This window comes from Streptobacillus canis, assembly GCF_009733925.1.
In the GTDB taxonomy this organism is placed as follows: domain Bacteria; phylum Fusobacteriota; class Fusobacteriia; order Fusobacteriales; family Leptotrichiaceae; genus Streptobacillus; species Streptobacillus canis.
Genome location: NZ_WOEI01000002.1, coordinates 56,766 through 73,763 on the forward strand (window position 1 = coordinate 56,766; position 16,998 = coordinate 73,763).

Consider the following 16,998-nt stretch of genomic DNA (forward strand, 5'->3'; position numbering starts at 1 on the left):
AGGAGGATAAGATGAAAAAGGCATTTTTAATGTTAACTGCTTTAGCTTCATTAAACGCTGTTGCTGGAGTTGAGTTACAAATTAAAGGTGGATACGATGTATTCAGAAGACAATCAATTACTGATAAATTCTTTCATGATCAATCAAACGATTTAGAAAGAGGATTTGTAGTAAATGCAGAATTATTCCCAATTAATCAATATAAAGTTGAAGTTGGGGTAGGAGCAGAGTATAATTTCTCTGACAAAACAGCAGGATATGGATTCCAAAAATGGTCAGATGTTGATAAAACAATAGTTGCAAAAGACGCTGCTAACAAATATCACCATGTACCAGTTTATGCTGTAATTAAAGCTAATGTATTACAATTAGAAACAGGAGATGCACCTCTTGCAATAGTTGGGAAATTAGGATATGGATTTGTAAGAAAACATGGAGAAACTGATGCTAAAGGATCAGGTGGATTATACTATGCAGTGGGATTAAATGGAGAATACGGACCATTTGTTGTAGAAGCATTAGCATCTAGAACACATTTAATGGTTAAACCAACTAATGGTGGAGAATTATTTAGTGTAAATAATTCAAGCGTTATAAATAAAGTTGGATTAACTGCAGGATTAAGATTAGGTCAATTAGATAAACCTATGGCTGAAGAACCTGTATTACCAATGGTTCCAGAAAAACCAATGGTTCAAGAAAAACCAATGGTTCAAGAAAAACCAGTAGAAGAGGTTAAAGTTGTTGAAAAGGTTGTAGAAAAGGTTGTAGAAAAAATCGTAGAAGTTAAAGTTCCAGTTTATGTAGAACCAAAAGTTAAAAAAATAGAGTTAAGTGCAGATACATTATTCAAATTTGACAAATATAAATTAGAAGATATGTTACCTGCAGGTAAAGCTGAAATCGTTGACTTAGTTAAAAAATTAGGAACTGATTATGTAAGATTAGATAGAATTGATTTAATTGGACATACAGATAGATTAGGAAGCGACAGCTATAACATGGCTTTAGGATTAAGACGTGCTCAAACTGTTAGAGCTTACTTACAAGAATTAGGTGTAACAACTCCAATTACTGTTGCAAGTAAAGGTGAAAGAGAACCTAAAGTAAATTGTCCAGGATCAAAAGCTACAGATGAATTAAAACAATGTCTATTACCAAACAGACGTGTTGAAATTAATTTAACTGGATTAGAAATTCAATATTTAGAACAAAAATAAATTTAAATAATTAAAGCAGGAAATTATTTCCTGCTTTATTATTCTATAGGAAATTAGAATTCTAATAAGATGTATATAATTTTATTGATTAATGTAAAAAAAAGTTACAGTTTATAAAAAATAAAATTAATAAGTAAATTTGAATAATACAAAAATACCTATTTAAATAATAGGCCATTAGGGTTATAGAATTTATGAATAGGTCGTCCAATAGCAGAAGAAACAAAAAGTTCATAAACTTCAAGCTTAATACTGCATAAAAGGATCAAAGCCCCAAATAGATTTAAAGTTCTTTCTAAAAAGAGAAGGAACTTTTTTAAGTTTAGACTTAAATAAAGTAAGAGCTAACTTTAACTTACTAGATTTTCTTCTAGCATAGAAACCAAATCTATTAATCATCTTAAAATGTTTATAAGGTAAATGAAAAAGTAATTTAGTAACAAAATCTTGAATAGATAAAGTTTTATAAGTAATTTCTTTATTATTAGCTAAATCATTAAACATAAAAGTGAGAATATTTTTATTAAGATTAATATCAACAATTTTATACTCAGCAATAGGAACTCTAGCTAAATATCTACCAAGGTATTTAATAATACCTTTAGTGTTATTAACATCATTATCACCAACATTAAAGAAGAATCTAACATCTTCTTTAATCATTTTAGAAGTCATATTTAAAGCATTATTGATTAGCAATAGAATTAACATGAAAATAATTAAGTTTTTTAAAGATAAAATTTTTGTTTAATCCCCCAAGAGAAACGATATAAATGACATCAGAATCAGTAAAGAATTTATTATTAGATTTAGGTATATATATTTTTCTTTTCTTTTTATCATGAATATTATGGAATTGATATTTGAAAATATTATTAATATCAGCAGCTAATTTAGAAAGAATAGTTTTATCATAAGCAATAAATTTTCTAAATTGTTGAGGAATAGTAAAAAGAACATGTCTATGAGGAATATTAATTAATTGATTAGTGATGGAGTTAGTCCATTTAATATAGTAATAATAACCACAAGAATTACATAATCTAGATTTACAAGTAAGTTTCATTTTATGTTAAAAGTTACAGATATGACATCTAGATGAATTTGATTTTAGATGTCATGTTTATCACTCCTTTCTGTTAGTTTTGTTTGGTGATTAAATTATACAGAAAAGAAAGAGGTGATTTAAGGGATTTTTTAAAATCTCGAATCACCTTTTTTTATCTTTGTCGTTATATTTTTGTAACAAAATATATTGACATAAAAAACTAAAAATGATATAATTAATTAATAAATTATTAAAACAAGGGGGTATCTCATGGCTAAAAAAGAAAATGTTACAGTAAATGAAGATAAACTTAAAGGACTTAAAATTGCATTAGACCAAATTACTAAGGAATATGGTGAAGGTTCTATAATGAAACTTGGTGAAAACAAGAAAATGGACGTTAAAGCTATTTCTACTGGAAGTATAAATATAGATTTAGCTTTAGGTATAGGTGGAGTACCAAGAGGAAGAATTATTGAAGTTTATGGTGCTGAATCTTCGGGTAAAACAACTATTGCGTTACATATTATTGCACAAGCACAAAAAAATGGTGGTCTTGCTGCATTTATAGATGCTGAACATGCACTTGATCCAGTATATGCAAAAGCATTAGGAGTAGATGTTGATGAATTATTAATATCACAACCTGATACTGGGGAACAAGCTTTAGATATTGCAGATACTTTAGTAAGAAGTGGTGCAGTTGATGTTGTTGTAGTGGATTCAGTTGCTGCATTAGTTCCTAAAGCTGAAATTGAAGGAGAAATGTCTGATCAACAAATGGGTCTTCAAGCAAGACTTATGTCTAAAGCTTTAAGAAAGTTGACTTCAAGTATTTCTAAATCAGATACTGTAATGATATTTATTAACCAAATAAGAGAGAAAATTGGAGGATTTTCATTTACGCCAGGAGTTCAGACAACTACATCTGGAGGAAGAGCTTTAAAATTCTTCTCAAGTGTTAGAATGGAAATTAAAAAAGGTTTATCTATTAAACAAGGTGAAGAAGTAATAGGTACTGAAACTATTGCTAAGATAACTAAGAACAAAGTAGCACCTCCACATAAAGAGGCAAAATTTGCTATCTTATATGGTAAAGGTATTTCACATATAACAGAAGTATTTGATTTAGCTTTAGAATTCGATATATGTAAGAAGAGTGGTTCATGGTTTAGCTTTGGAACTGAAAAATTAGGACAAGGTAAAGTAAATGTTGAGAATTTACTTGCTGAAAATCCAGAGCTATTTACAAAAATAGAAGAAGAAGTAATGGCTAAATTAAATGATCCAGAATTTTTAAGATCAAAAAAAAGATAGTTAATGAAAAAAATAGATAAGATAATAAGAAATAAGATATATATGCAAGATGGAGAAGTAATAGATATTAATTTAGATATTAAATCAATGTTTAAATTAAAAAACAATATGGATATTACAGATATTTATAATGATATAATATTTGAATCTATGAAATCTAAAGCTATATATCTTATTTCTATAAAAGATAGAACTATATTTGAATTAAAACAAAAGCTAAAAGAAAAATACTCTAAAGAAAATCATGATAATATATCAAAAGTAGTAGATGTATTACAAAGTTTAAATTTGCTTGATGATTTATCTTTTGCAAAAAAATATATAAATATTAACTCTAAATATGGTGTTAATAAGCTAAAATCTAAACTATTAACTAAAGGTGTTAATTTCGAAAATATTAATAAAGCAGTTGAATCAATAGATTTAAAAGATAATCAAGAATATGAGATAAAAAAAATAATGTCAAAGAATATAGGTATAGATAGACAAAAACTTTTTAGGAAATTAATAAATAAAGGTTTTGAATATCAAAGTATTTTATGTTGTTTAAATTGTGAGGTGGATGAATGAAAATAGTGTTAGCAACTAAAAATGAGGGTAAACTAGAAGAATTTAGAGCTATGTTCAAAGATTTAAATATAGAAATAGTCTCTGAAAAAGAATTTAATGTAGGAGAAGTAGTTGAAGATGGTTCTACATTTGAGGAGAATTCTTTAATAAAAGCAAAAACAGTAAGTGAAATTTCAGGATTACCAGCAATGGCAGATGATTCTGGTTTATGCATAGATGCTTTAGATGGAAAGCCAGGTATACATACTGCTAGATGGTTTACTGAATATGATAGTTATGATGATAGATGTAAAAAAATGATAGAAAAAGTAAATGAAAAAAATAGTACAAGAGATGCCAAATTTGTTTCTGTAATTACACTTTATTTTCCAAATGGAGAAACACATGTATTTAGGGGAGAAACTGAAGGGAGTATTTCTTATGAATTAAAAGGGAATTTAGGTCATGGATATGATCCAATATTCTATTCTAAAGATTTAAAAATGAATTTTGGTGAAGCAGGTATTGAACTTAAAAATACAGTTAGTCATAGAGGGCGTGCTTTCCAAAAATTAAGAGAATTTTTCAAAAATATGTAGAGGATAAATTATGTATTCAAAAATATATGATTCGCTTGAGGAATTTGATTTAAAAACTCTAAAAAGTGATAAGAAAAAAACTAAAATTAAAGCACTAGAAAAGTTAGGAATACACAGTCTTTATGACTTAGTGTATTTTTTTCCACGTACTTATGAAAATAAGGCAAAGTTTAAACCAATATCAACATTGATAGATGGTGAAAATGCGATAATAGAAGGGAAAATACTGACAATATCTAATGCTTTTTTTAGTAAAAGAAAAATGACTAAAGTATTATTTACAGATGATGAAGGTGTAATTGAATTAGTTTGGTTTAATTCTCCATATATTTCTAGAGCACTTGAGGTAGGAATGGAATTAAGGATTACAGGAAAAATTAGAAGAGGAAGAAGTTTACAAATTGTAAATCCAAGCTACACAAAAATTAACGATAGAAATAGAGCTGTAGCTTTAAACGAAGAAGATAAATTAGATTCGGTTTACCCTTTAAGTAGTGGAATAGATCAAAAGAATATGAAAAAAATTGTTGAAGAAGCACTTAGAAAATATTTGTTTCTTTTTGAGGAGAACTTACCACAAAAATATATTTTAGATAATAAGCTAATGAGTAGAACTAAAGCTATAGTTAATATTCATTTTCCGAGAGATAATCATATGTATGAAGAAGCTAAAAGAAGAATACTCTATGAAGAGGCATTGATACTTGAGATGAAAATTTTAAAGAATAGATACAATGAAAATATGAAAAATTCTAATTTATATTTTTTAGATGATAATAAAGATTTAGTAAAACAATATATTTCAGGGCTAAAGTTTGAATTAACTAAAGATCAAAAAAAGATTATTGGAGAGATATATAAGGAATTAAATAATGGTAAGGTTATAAATAGATTAATTCAAGGAGATGTAGGTTCAGGTAAGACAATCATATCTTTAATACTGTTACTATATATGGCAGAAAATAATTATCAAGGTGTAATTATGGCACCTACTGAAATACTTGCAACACAACATTATTTAGAAGTTGTTAAAGAGTTTGAAAAATTAAATATCCATGTAGGATTATTAACTGGCTCAGTAAAAGGAAAGAAAAAAGAAAAATTATATAAAGATGTAGAAAATGGAAAAATTGATATTTTAATTGGAACTCATTCATTGCTTGAAGATAATTTGAAGTTCAATAAACTTGGATTAATAATAATAGATGAACAACATAAATTTGGTGTTGATCAAAGAAATAAGATAAGAGATAAAGGAATATATTCTAACTTAATAGTAATGAGTGCAACACCTATTCCAAGGTCATTAGCATTAACGATTTATGGAGATTTAGATGTATCTGTATTAACTACAATGCCACTTGGAAGAAAACCAATTAAAACTAAATGGATAAAAAATTCTAAAGAAGAAAAAGCAATGTATGAGTTTATTGATAAGAAAATTAAAGAAGGAAGACAAGTATATGTTGTCTCTCCTTTAATTGAACAGAGTGATAAATTAAATATTTCTTCAGCAGTAGAAACATATGAACAATATTGTGAAAAATTCTCTAACTATAAGGTAGGTCTTTTACATGGAAAAATTAAAGCAAAAGAAAAAGATGAAATAATGAATGAATTTAAAAAAGGAAGAATAGATATATTAGTTTCTACAACAGTTGTTGAAGTGGGAGTTAATGTACCTAATTCAAGTATAATAGTAATATTAAATTCAGAAAGATTTGGACTTTCATCATTACATCAATTAAGAGGTAGAGTAGGAAGAGGAGAACATGCTTCATATTGTTTCTTAATTTCTGAAACAAAAAATGATGTGAGTCAAAAAAGATTACAAGTAATGGAAGGTACTTTGGACGGATTTAAAATAGCTGAAGAAGATTTAAAGTTAAGAGATACAGGAGAAATATTTGGATTAAAACAAAGTGGGATATCAGAACTTAAATTACTGGATATAGTTACTAACATTAAAGAAATATCAATAGCTAAAGAATTTACAAATAAATATTTATATAATAATTTTGGATTAATAAGAGATGAAAATTTAAAAACTGATGTTGAAAAAATATACGTCAAATAAAAAAAATTGATAAATATTGATATTTATTGATTTTTTTGCTATAATATTTGAGAATGTGAAAACAAAAATTTAGGAGGCAAAAATGAAAAAAATATTATCAGCAGGATTGATACTAGCATCTTTAGGATTGTTAATATCATGTACACCTAGGAAATCAAAATCAGAAAAAGTTCAAGAAGTTAATTTAAATTTCCCTATGGAATATAAAAATGATGCAGCAGTAGTAGAAGGAGCAACTTATACTATAGGTATGGTTACATCTTCACCATTTAAAGGAATATTTTCTCCAGTACATTATCAAGATAATTTAGATGGAAATATAATCCAATTAACAAATGAAGAAATTATATGGAAAAATGAAGATTTTGAATTATTAAACGTTGAAGGTGGAATGGCAACATTATCATTAGATACAGAAAAAAATGAAATTATTATTAAATTTAGAGAAGGATTAAAATGGTCAGATGGACACCCAATGGGAGTAGATGATTTAATTTATACATATGAAGTAATTGGACATCCAGATTATAATGGTGTAAGATTTTCTCAAGAAGATCATTATTCGATTATAGGAATGAAAGAATATAATGAAGGAAAAGCTGCTACAATTTCAGGTTTAGAAAAAGTTTCTGATACAGAGTTAAGAATACATGTAACTGAAATTAGTTCAAAAGTAGTTACAGGTGGAGGACAATTAGGTGGAGTTTCTCAATTAATGCCTAAACATTACTTATCAGAAATACCAGTTAAAGATTTAGAATCATCTGATAAAATTAGAAAACATCCTTTATCAAATGGACAATTTGTAATTAAAAATATAATTCCTGGAGAATCAGTAGAATTAGTTCCAAATGAACACTACTATTTAGGAAAATCAACTCTAGAAAAAGTTATAGTTAAAACATTAACGCCACAATTAGCAGTTGAAGCAATTAAAAATGGAGATTTCTTCACATACTGGGATTTACCAGGAGATTCTTATGAAAAATATAAAGAATTAGATAACTTAGTAGTATTAGGAAGACCCGACTTATATTTACAATATTTAGGATTTAATTTAGGACATTTTGACCAAGAGAAAAATCAAAACGTTATGGATAGAGAAACTCCATTACAAGACATAAAAGTTAGACAAGCATTATCTTATGCATTAAATATTGATGAAGTTGCACAAGCATATTACAATGGGTTAAGACAAAGAGCAAATGGACAAACACCACCTATATTTAAAAAATATTATGATTCTTCATTAGAAGGATATCCATATAACCCTGAAAAGGCAAAAGAATTATTAAAAGAAGCAGGATATGAAGATACAAATAATGATGGAATTGTAGATAAAGATGGTAAAAACTTAGAATTATATTTTGCAACTATGGCTGGATCAGATGTTGCTGAACCAATTTCACAAGCATTCTTACAATACTGGAAAGAAATAGGAGTTAATGTTACATTAACTACTGGAAGATTATTAGACTTTAATTTATTCTATGATAAAGTACAAGCTAATGAAGATGATATAGACATTTATATGGCAGCATGGGGAGTAGGAACTTCATTAGATCCAGCTTCTTCTAAAGGAAGAAGTGCTCAATTTAATATGACTCGTTTCGTAAGTGAAGAAAATGATAAATTATTAGCGGCAATTTCAGATCCTAAAGGAATCTCAGATCCTACATATAAAGCAGATGCATATAAAGCATGGCAAAAATATTATGTAGAACAAGCTGTAGAGGTGCCTATAATGTTCAGATATAAAGTTACACCAATTAACAAAAACATTAAACAAGAAAATTTATATACAGATTCTGCAAGATCAACTTTCCCAATTGAAGTTGTAGATTCTATGCCTTTAAAAGCAACTAAATAATAAAACAACAAAACATGTACTATAAACTAAATATAGGTATATAGTACATGTTTTTTATATAATTATAAAAAAATTTTTAATTATATATATAATAAGAGAATAGAATTTTGATATGGGAGTAAAAAGATTTTAAATATTAAAGTATATAAAGGGAATGTAGTTATGTCTATAGAATATAAAAATTAAAAAGAAGGAATTTTAAAATATAAAAAAATATATATATGAAGTTATAAAAATAGAAAATTAAGAAAAAAGTAAAGAAATAAGTGCTAAAATCTAGCTAAAATGTTTTATTTACTATAAAAATTAAAACATATACTAAATATATTTGTATAATAAATAATATATATTTGCTAAATGTTTAAAAGGATGTTATACTAAGTCAACATAAAAAATAAAAATTAAAAATAAAACAAATATTTAGGAGGAAAAAATGGAAAAAATATTATCAGCAAGTTTAATACTTGCAAGTTTAGGGTTACTAGTGTCGTGTGGACCTGGACAAGCTAAATCAGAAACAGGGGGAGATGCTGGAATAAGTTTAAATTTCCCGATAGAATACAAATCAGATGGAATAGTTGATGAAACAGCTGAATATAAAATCGGTTTAATTATGTCATCACCATTTAAAGGAGTTTTATCACCTTTACATTATCAAGATGGATATGATTCACATTTAATTAATTTAATAAGTGAAGAAATTTTCTGGAAAAATGGAGATTTTGAAATTTTAGAAAGTGAAGGTGGAGTAGCCACTTTAAAACTTGATTTAGAAAAAAAACAAGTAATTATTAAATTTAAAGAAGGGTTAAAATGGTCAGATGGTCATCCATTAGGAGCAGATGATTTAATTTATACAATAGAAGTTTTAGGACATAAAGATTATACTGGAATAAGATATGATGAATCAGAGCACGGACAAATAGTTGGTATGAGTGAGTATCATGCTGGAACTGCAGATAAAATTTCAGGAATAACAAAAGTATCTGATACTGAAGTAGTTATTCAATTAAAGGAAAATAATCCTAAAGTAGTAACGGGTGGTGGACCATTAACAAGTATTTCACAATTACTACCAAAACATTATTTATCAGATGTTGCTATGAAGGATTTAGAATCTTCAGATAAATTAAGAAAAAATCCTATTTCATATGGTAAATTTGTTGTTAAAAATGTTATTCCTGGAGAAGCATTAGAATTAGTTCCAAATGAATATTATCATTTAGGTAAGCCAAAAGTATCAAAAGTTATTTTAAAAACTTTAACTCCACAGCTTGCAGCAGAGAGTATGAAACAAGGAGAGTATCATGAGTATTTAGAAGTTCCACAAGATGCATATGATAAATATATAAATTTTGATAACCTAGCAGTAGTAGGAAGACCTGCTCTTTATTATTCATATTTAAGTTTTAATTTAGGGCATAGAGATAACGAGAAAAAAGAAAATATAATGGATAGAGATACACCATTACAGGATATTAATTTAAGAAAAGCAATTGCGTATGCAATGAATGTTGATGAGGCAGCAAAAGCATTTTATAATGGATTAAGATCAAGAGCAAATGGTCAAACACCACCTATATTTAAAAAATTCTATGATCCAACAAATACTGGATATGAATATAATCCTGAAAAAGCAAAACAATTATTAGAAGAAGCAGGGTATAAAGATAGTGATGGAGATGGATTTGTAGATAAAGATGGTAAGAAGTTAACATTAAAATTTGCTACTATGGCTGGTTCAGATGTTGCTGAACCTTTAGCACAATTTTGGTTACAAAATTGGAAAGAAGTTGGAATAGATGTTGAATTAACTAATGGAAGATTACTAGAATTCCAATTATTCTATGAAAAAGTACAAGCAAATGATGATGATATAGATATTTATGCAGCTGCATGGGGAGTAGGTTCTTCTTTAGATCCTGCACAAACTACTTCAAGAAATGCTGAATTTAATATGAATCGTTTCGTAAGTGAAGAAAATGATAAATTACTTGCTGCAATTTCAGATCCAAAAGGGTTAGAAGATCCTAACTATAAAGCAGAAGCATATAAAGCATGGCATAAGTATTATTTAAGTCAAGCAGTAGAAATACCTCTAATGTTTAAGTATGAAGTAAGACCAGTAAATAAAGCGGTTAAGAGCTATAATTTACATACTGATGATGAAAGAGCATTAAAATTTGAAGGTGTAATAGGAGCACCAGTAAAAGCGTCAAACTAAATATTTGTTTTCATAAAAAAAACACCTGATTTTCAGGTGTTTTTATTTTTAAATATTAATAAACTAATTTGGCATAATAATATACCTGTTAGAGATAAAATTAAAGTTATTATGAAAATAGTTTTATTAATTTCAATTCCAAATAATCCATTCGGAAATTTTAAAGGTATTATTTTGTGTATACTATCTCCGAAGTATATTCCAGCAGAAAAGAAAGCTTGAAATAATCCCATACTAATATTCCTAAATTCTTTATCAAAATATTGTAAAGCAATAGAAATTAATGAAGTATATATTAATCCGTATCCAAATCCATTGAAAATATATGCCATAAAAACTAAATTAGGATTATTAGTAATTATAACTATAATATAGAAAAATATGCTTGATAATATACCAAATTGCAGTACTCTTTCTATAGAATATTTTTTAATAAAGTATGTTCCAACAAGAATACTAGCTATTAGTTGAGGTGCTGCAAACATTGTATCATTATATGCTAATAGTAAAGGAATCATACCTATACTCTTGTTATAAACTATCATATTTGGCCCACTAGTAGCAAATTTAACAAAAGATTGTAAGAAAGCAATAATACAAATGTATATGAATGCTTTATTTGAAATTACTTTTTTTACCTTTTCAAAAGAAAAAGGTATTTTTTTATGTTCTATATCACTAATAAATGTTGTTAATAATAGCGTTATTATAGCTATAAATGTTGAAATTAACCATAATAATGAATAATCTTTTATTTCATTAGCTGTACCAATATATTGTACAGGAGCTGCAATAAATTCTGCAAGTAGTGGAGCTGATGCAAGTATAGATGTTGATACAGCAGCTTGTTCTTTAGCAAATGTTTCCGAAAAAATAACATTAAATATTGCAAGCATAGAAGCACATGCTCCCATTGAAAGTGATGATAAATATAATGTGTTATAATTTGGCTTAAAATATACTGATATTGAAGCTACTATCATAAACATCATACCTAACTGAATAAATAACTTTTTTCTATCCAACATATCACTAATAAAAAATAAAGGTAGTCTAAGTATAAAACTAATAAGACCATAAGCTGCAGTAATTTGTGTAGCAAGAGCTAGATTTAAACCTAATCCACCTACTTCTACAGGATCTACTGCATATGCTTTTCTATATGCTCTGATTATACTTACACTAGACCAAAATAAAACTAATATCCAGAATATTATAATTTGTTTTTTTGATAATCCATATTTTTTAGTTAAGTGATATATCAGGTATAAAATGATAATTATCATAAAAATAGATGATATAATTTTTGGATTTAACATTGTGAATCTCCTTTTTTAAATTTTACAGATTATTATACAGTTTTTTATAATTTAATTCAAGTAAGACTAGCAAAAAAAGCATAAATTTGCTAAACTTATACTAAGGAGATGTAAAGGAGAAAAAGAATGAAAAAATATATATTTATGCTACTAATCAGTTTATCAATATTCACTTTTTCTAAAGAGATAAAAGGATTTACGACATATTTAAGTGAAAATGAGCTAAAAAAAATAGCAAAACAAGAAAAAGTAAATGAATATTTAGATAAAAATTATCCAGGTAAATATTATGCAGAAATTTTAGAAAATGGGATATACATTTATCCAAGAATACAATATATTAAATTAAATTCTAAAGAATATAATATGAATAGTATTTTAAAGGCTCTGCCAGATATCTATATAGGGAAAATTTTAAGAGATGTTGATTTTTTAGTTGATCCTAAGACTACAGAACTTTTAAAAGAACAAAAAATTATGAACCTATATTACAGAGTAGTTATAGATTCTGATGGAACTGTTGGTGTAGTTATAGATGAAGTTAATGAAAATAGTGATGAAATTAAAACTGGAGTAAGTATTGATAATAAAGAAAGTATTGCAAGTTTAGAGTATACTAAGGGTAATTTTAGAGAAAATGATGTACTTGATTTTGAAACACGTATATATTTTCAAGATGTAAAAGCAGATATTAATGCAAAATATATTATGTATAATTTTAAGAGAAATGAAAAATATATTTTTAGTGGAGGGCTTGATAAAGAAGAAGGGGTATTTGTAAAAGCTGAAGCTCAAAAATATGCATTAAGTAATAAAATAAATTCATATGAATACTTTATTAAACCAGATATTAGTTTACAATATTCATATTCAGATACTCATAAAATTACAGCTAGAATGGGTATGAACTATAAGATGAAGGTAATTTCAGGCTTAAAATTAGATTTAAATACTAATATTAAATATGAAAATAGATTCCTTACAAATGACTATAACATATTCTTTGAAACAACATTAGATAGTTCACTTGACCTATCTAATAATGCAAGATTAAATAATGAGTTATACTTAAAAATTGCGACTATACCTTTACAAGAAAAATATAAAATAAAAGTATATGATGCAAAGATTATTGAAGATGATGCAATAGGAGGAGATATAGCGTTTATATTTAAGACTAATCTTGATAGCTTTAAATTATTTGATTCACAGTTATATTTCTTTAATGATTTAATAGTGTATAAAAATTATGGAAAAAAAGCAATGTTTACGGATGGTATAGGTGTAGGAATTAAGAGTAAATTCTTACCTGTTGATTTAGATGGATATGTAGGTTTTGGATTTAATTCAAATAGAAAAGTAGGAGCGCTAGGTGGACTTAGTGCAGGAATAAAATTTTAATGTGAGGTAGCAATGGAAAGTAAATTAGCAAAAATTATTGCAGATATAGAAAAAAATAATAAGGTTGATTTTAATAGTATTTTTGTAAGAAAAGATTTAAACGATTTAGATGTTTTAGGAACTATAATTTATTGTTTAAAAAACAATATAGATGATGTAAATGAATCTTATGATTTAAATTATGCAGATATTGAAAATACGTATTTTAATGATGGAGAAGTAGAAGATTACCTAAAAAACTATAATGAAAATGAAGAAGATTATTCAGATGAAGTACTTAATAGTTTTGCTAAAATAGCAATATATGAAAGTATCAAACATACTAAAATTAATTTCTCATTTAATGATGTTAAACAAGAAGCATTACTTGCTGTAATTAAATTTAAAAATGAATATTATGATAAATTTTCAAAATCATATGATATGGAATTTTTAAAAGATGTATTAAGACTTTTTGTAAGAAGAGCATTAATTAGTTATCAATATAATGAACTTTCAAATTATTCAGAACAAGAATATTTATCTTTACTATATATCAAAATCAGTAGTGAAGTAAGCGAAGGTGAAAAATTAGAAGAAGTATTACAAAGAGTAGGGATTACTAAAGAATATTATGAAGAATTAGCTAAAGTATTTGAAAATGAAGAATTCTCTTTAACTTATGATGAAATTAAAGAAGAAACTGAAAGAATAAAAAGAAAATATGAAATAGCATTAAATACAAATAGATTATCATTCCTAGAGGAAACAGTACTTTCAATGTATCTTGGTTTAGATGGGAAAAAATTAAGTGTAAATGAAATTGCAAAGAAAAATAGTACAGATAAAGTAACAATACAAGAATTAGTTAATACAGCAATATTTAAATTATCACTAATCTTTGATATGGAAGTATTGAATGATTTAGAAAGAATATATACTGATTTGGAGGGTATAAATGATAAGCTTATCTAAACTTATTAAAGGGTTTGAAGAAATATTTCCAAGAGATTTAGCTGAAGAATGGGATAATGTTGGATTGCTAGTTGGAGATATTAGGAAAAAAGTAAATAAAATTATGCTTTGTTTAGATATTACAAGAGAAGCGGTAGATTTTGCAATTCAAGAAAAGGTTGATTTAATAATATCTCATCACCCTTTTATATTTAAAGGTCAAAAAAAGATACTTGCAGATAATATAATAGGATCAAAAATTATAGATGTAATTAAAAATGATATAGCTGTATATTCAGCACATACTAATGTTGATGCCGCAAAAGATGGATTAAATGAATACATCTTAGAGAAAATGAATCTTGAAGGAGAAATGTTAGAAGGAGATTTAATAGCTCTAAGAAGATTTAATTTAAAAGAAAAAATATCTATAGAAGAATTAGCAAATAAAATTAAAGATAATTTAGATATAAAAAATGTTAGATTAAGTAGAGCAGGGGATAATAGATTAGTTAAAAAGATAGCTGTTACTACAGGCGCAGGAGATTCATTTATACCATTAATTAGAGGTAAAGTAGATCTATTTATCACTGGAGATTTAAAACATCACATATCACTTGATATGGGAGAAGAAAATTTACACTTATTAGATATAGATCACTATGGAAGTGAAAAAATGGTTGTAGAACTATTTGAAAGAAAATTAAGAGAAATAGATAGTGAATTAGAATTAATAAAATTTGATTCTGGTGAGGTATTTGAATATATTTAAGGCAAGTTTTTACTTGCCTTTTTATACTTTTTAGTATAAAATATATTAGTTGGTATCCCAGCTAATCGCAAGATTTATCTTGAGGAAAGTCCAAACTTCATAGAGCAATGGTGGCAGCTAACGGCTGCTGGGAGTAATCCTAAGGAAAGTGCAACAGAAAGTAAACCGCCTATATAGGTAAGGGTGAAAGGGTGAGGTAAGAGCTCACCAGAGATGTAGGAGACTACATTTGCTTGTAAACCCCACCAGAAGCAAGAATGTGATAAAAGAATATAGGGCTGCTCGTCCTTCTTTTGGTTATTCGCTTGAGCGGGTATGTAAATACACGCCTAGAAAAATGATTGGCAAATACAGAATTTGGCTTATAGGGGTGCCAATATTTAAAAGGACATTTAGTCCTTTATTTTTTTTTGAAAAATACGAGTATTTATATAGTCCTTTCAATTGACAAAAATTTCAAAAAAAGTTATACTAATATAGTAAATACTAAACAAATATGTTGTGTGAACTATAAAAAATAATGAATAGAAATTCCACCAAAAACACAATGTTTTGGTGGTTTTTTGTATAAATTGGAGAAAAATGAAAAATATAAATGGTATATATATACACATACCTTTTTGTAATAAAAGATGTCACTATTGTGATTTTCATGTTTTTGTAAATATGAATGATAAGATAGAAAAGTATGTTGAATATATAATAAAAGAAATTAAACTATATCCAGAATATACATATGATACAGTATATTTTGGGGGAGGAACTCCATCACTATTAAACGGAGAACAAATAAAAAGAATATTAGATAATTTAAAAAGAACAGAAGATGCTGAAATTACATTAGAACTTAATCCTAGTGATATGGATTTAGAAAGACTTCAGTTTATTAGAAATGCTGGAATAAATAGACTAAGTATAGGTTTTCAAAGTTTTAATGATGACATGTTGAAATTTATGAATAGAGATCATAGTTCAAAAAAAGCAATAGAAACATATAAAAATGCAAGGATTGCTGGATTTGATAATATATCTCTTGATTTAATATTTTCAGTACCTGGACAAGATATGGAGATGTTAGAAAATGATTTAGATAACTTTTTAAAATTAGATCCAGAACATTTATCAATTTATTCATTGATATGGGAAGAAGGAACTAATTTTACAAGAAGACTTGAAAAAGGTGAATTAAAAGCTTTAGATGAAGATCTAGAAGCAGATATGTTTATAAAAATAGAAGATAGATTAAAAAATCATGGATATAATCATTATGAAATATCATCATTTTGTAAAGATGGAAGAGAAAGTAAACATAATATAAAATATTGGGATAATACGGAATATGTAGGAGTAGGAGTAAATGCTACAAGTTTCTATAACGGAGAGATATTTGCTAAGGTCAAATCTTTAGCTAAGTACTATAGATTAATAGATCAAGGAATTATTCCAATAGAAGAAAAAACAGTAGAGAGGGTTGATGAAAATGAACTAGAAAATCTAAAATATATTTTAGGTCTAAGAATGTTAATAAAAGGGGTAGAATATACTCCAAATGATAAAATTGATAAACTAATTAAAAGAGGTTTAATAGAAAGATTTGATGATAGAATAAGACTTACAAGAGAAGGAATGTTACTATCGAATGAAGTTTTTGTTGAATTTGTATAAGGAG

Annotated in this window: 14 protein-coding genes and 1 other RNA gene; 12 read left to right on the top strand and 3 right to left on the bottom strand. The window is 26.6% G+C overall.

Annotated features, from left to right (window positions below; genetic code table 11):
* Nucleotides 1-11: 11 nt before the first annotated feature.
* Nucleotides 12-1,220: an OmpA family protein gene (locus GM111_RS01240; protein ID WP_156299076.1), complete on the top strand. Its 1,209-nt coding sequence runs from the start codon at nucleotides 12-14 to the stop codon at nucleotides 1,218-1,220.
* A 246-nt stretch (nucleotides 1,221-1,466) separates the two neighbouring features.
* Here the strand turns inward: GM111_RS01240 and GM111_RS08140 are convergent, their stop codons facing one another.
* Together GM111_RS08140 and GM111_RS08145 are read right to left on the bottom strand one after the other, a co-directional pair.
* Nucleotides 1,467-1,895: a transposase gene (locus GM111_RS08140; RefSeq protein WP_197034433.1), complete on the bottom strand. Its 429-nt coding sequence runs from the start codon at nucleotides 1,893-1,895 to the stop codon at nucleotides 1,467-1,469.
* 10 nt (nucleotides 1,896-1,905) lie between these two features.
* Complete coding sequence (locus tag GM111_RS08145; RefSeq protein ID WP_197034434.1) at nucleotides 1,906-2,286, bottom strand: transposase zinc-binding domain-containing protein; 381 nt, start codon at nucleotides 2,284-2,286, stop codon at nucleotides 1,906-1,908.
* Nucleotides 2,287-2,538: 252 nt separating this feature from the next.
* On the opposite strand from GM111_RS08145, the gene recA reads away from it, so the two are divergent.
* From recA to GM111_RS01280, 6 genes are all read left to right on the top strand, one after another.
* Nucleotides 2,539-3,585 (top strand): recombinase RecA, encoded by a 1,047-nt coding sequence (gene recA, locus GM111_RS01255; protein WP_156299077.1) that lies wholly within the window; start codon nucleotides 2,539-2,541, stop codon nucleotides 3,583-3,585.
* A gap of 3 nt (nucleotides 3,586-3,588) precedes the next feature.
* On the top strand, nucleotides 3,589-4,155 hold the full coding sequence (locus GM111_RS01260) for a regulatory protein RecX (protein WP_156299078.1): 567 nt from the start codon (nucleotides 3,589-3,591) through the stop codon (nucleotides 4,153-4,155).
* Nucleotides 4,152-4,733, top strand: coding sequence for an RdgB/HAM1 family non-canonical purine NTP pyrophosphatase (gene rdgB / locus GM111_RS01265; RefSeq protein ID WP_156299079.1), 582 nt, complete (start codon nucleotides 4,152-4,154; stop codon nucleotides 4,731-4,733). The genes GM111_RS01260 and rdgB overlap by 4 nt, the downstream gene beginning before the upstream one ends.
* 10 nt (nucleotides 4,734-4,743) lie before the next feature.
* Complete coding sequence (gene recG, locus GM111_RS01270) at nucleotides 4,744-6,810, top strand: ATP-dependent DNA helicase RecG (RefSeq protein WP_156299080.1); 2,067 nt, start codon at nucleotides 4,744-4,746, stop codon at nucleotides 6,808-6,810.
* Between the two features lie 82 nt (nucleotides 6,811-6,892).
* On the top strand, nucleotides 6,893-8,680 hold the full coding sequence (locus GM111_RS01275) for an oligopeptide ABC transporter substrate-binding protein (RefSeq protein WP_156299081.1): 1,788 nt from the start codon (nucleotides 6,893-6,895) through the stop codon (nucleotides 8,678-8,680).
* A 433-nt stretch (nucleotides 8,681-9,113) separates the two neighbouring features.
* Nucleotides 9,114-10,904, top strand: a complete 1,791-nt coding sequence (locus tag GM111_RS01280) for an oligopeptide ABC transporter substrate-binding protein (protein WP_156299082.1) — start codon at nucleotides 9,114-9,116, stop codon at nucleotides 10,902-10,904.
* Between the two features lie 32 nt (nucleotides 10,905-10,936).
* Here GM111_RS01280 and GM111_RS01285 read toward each other — a convergent pair whose 3' ends face one another.
* Nucleotides 10,937-12,223, bottom strand: a complete 1,287-nt coding sequence (locus GM111_RS01285; RefSeq protein ID WP_156299083.1) for an MFS transporter — start codon at nucleotides 12,221-12,223, stop codon at nucleotides 10,937-10,939.
* 126 nt (nucleotides 12,224-12,349) lie between these two features.
* Here GM111_RS01285 and GM111_RS01290 point away from each other — a divergent pair, with 126 nt between their 5' ends.
* From GM111_RS01290 to hemW, 5 genes are all read left to right on the top strand, one after another.
* Nucleotides 12,350-13,624 (top strand): hypothetical protein, encoded by a 1,275-nt coding sequence (locus GM111_RS01290; RefSeq protein ID WP_156299084.1) that lies wholly within the window; start codon nucleotides 12,350-12,352, stop codon nucleotides 13,622-13,624.
* A gap of 12 nt (nucleotides 13,625-13,636) precedes the next feature.
* The gene (locus tag GM111_RS01295; RefSeq protein ID WP_156299085.1) at nucleotides 13,637-14,578 is read left to right on the top strand and encodes a hypothetical protein; all 942 of its coding nucleotides are present in this window, start codon (nucleotides 13,637-13,639) and stop codon (nucleotides 14,576-14,578) included.
* On the top strand, nucleotides 14,562-15,329 hold the full coding sequence (locus tag GM111_RS01300; RefSeq protein ID WP_156299086.1) for a Nif3-like dinuclear metal center hexameric protein: 768 nt from the start codon (nucleotides 14,562-14,564) through the stop codon (nucleotides 15,327-15,329). The genes GM111_RS01295 and GM111_RS01300 overlap by 17 nt, the downstream gene beginning before the upstream one ends.
* A gap of 49 nt (nucleotides 15,330-15,378) precedes the next feature.
* Nucleotides 15,379-15,710: RNase P RNA component class A (gene rnpB, locus GM111_RS01305), an RNA gene on the top strand.
* A gap of 201 nt (nucleotides 15,711-15,911) precedes the next feature.
* A complete protein-coding gene (hemW, locus tag GM111_RS01310) occupies nucleotides 15,912-16,994 on the top strand; it encodes a radical SAM family heme chaperone HemW (RefSeq protein WP_156299087.1) in 1,083 nt (360 codons plus the stop codon).
* The last annotated feature ends 4 nt before the right edge of the window (nucleotides 16,995-16,998 follow it).

Bases quoted from the DNA above. Each gene is read 5' to 3' on its own strand.
- GM111_RS01240 (WP_156299076.1), top strand. From the start codon at position 12: ATGAAAAAGGCATTTTTAATGTTAACTGCTTTAGCTTCATTAAACGCT.
- GM111_RS08140 (WP_197034433.1), bottom strand. From the start codon at position 1,895: ATGACTTCTAAAATGATTAAAGAAGATGTTAGATTCTTCTTTAATGTT.
- GM111_RS08145 (WP_197034434.1), bottom strand. From the start codon at position 2,286: ATGAAACTTACTTGTAAATCTAGATTATGTAATTCTTGTGGTTATTAT.
- recA (WP_156299077.1), top strand. From the start codon at position 2,539: ATGGCTAAAAAAGAAAATGTTACAGTAAATGAAGATAAACTTAAAGGA.
- GM111_RS01260 (WP_156299078.1), top strand. From the start codon at position 3,589: ATGAAAAAAATAGATAAGATAATAAGAAATAAGATATATATGCAAGAT.
- rdgB (WP_156299079.1), top strand. From the start codon at position 4,152: ATGAAAATAGTGTTAGCAACTAAAAATGAGGGTAAACTAGAAGAATTT.
- recG (WP_156299080.1), top strand. From the start codon at position 4,744: ATGTATTCAAAAATATATGATTCGCTTGAGGAATTTGATTTAAAAACT.
- GM111_RS01275 (WP_156299081.1), top strand. From the start codon at position 6,893: ATGAAAAAAATATTATCAGCAGGATTGATACTAGCATCTTTAGGATTG.
- GM111_RS01280 (WP_156299082.1), top strand. From the start codon at position 9,114: ATGGAAAAAATATTATCAGCAAGTTTAATACTTGCAAGTTTAGGGTTA.
- GM111_RS01285 (WP_156299083.1), bottom strand. From the start codon at position 12,223: ATGTTAAATCCAAAAATTATATCATCTATTTTTATGATAATTATCATT.
- GM111_RS01290 (WP_156299084.1), top strand. From the start codon at position 12,350: ATGAAAAAATATATATTTATGCTACTAATCAGTTTATCAATATTCACT.
- GM111_RS01295 (WP_156299085.1), top strand. From the start codon at position 13,637: ATGGAAAGTAAATTAGCAAAAATTATTGCAGATATAGAAAAAAATAAT.
- GM111_RS01300 (WP_156299086.1), top strand. From the start codon at position 14,562: ATGATAAGCTTATCTAAACTTATTAAAGGGTTTGAAGAAATATTTCCA.
- hemW (WP_156299087.1), top strand. From the start codon at position 15,912: ATGAAAAATATAAATGGTATATATATACACATACCTTTTTGTAATAAA.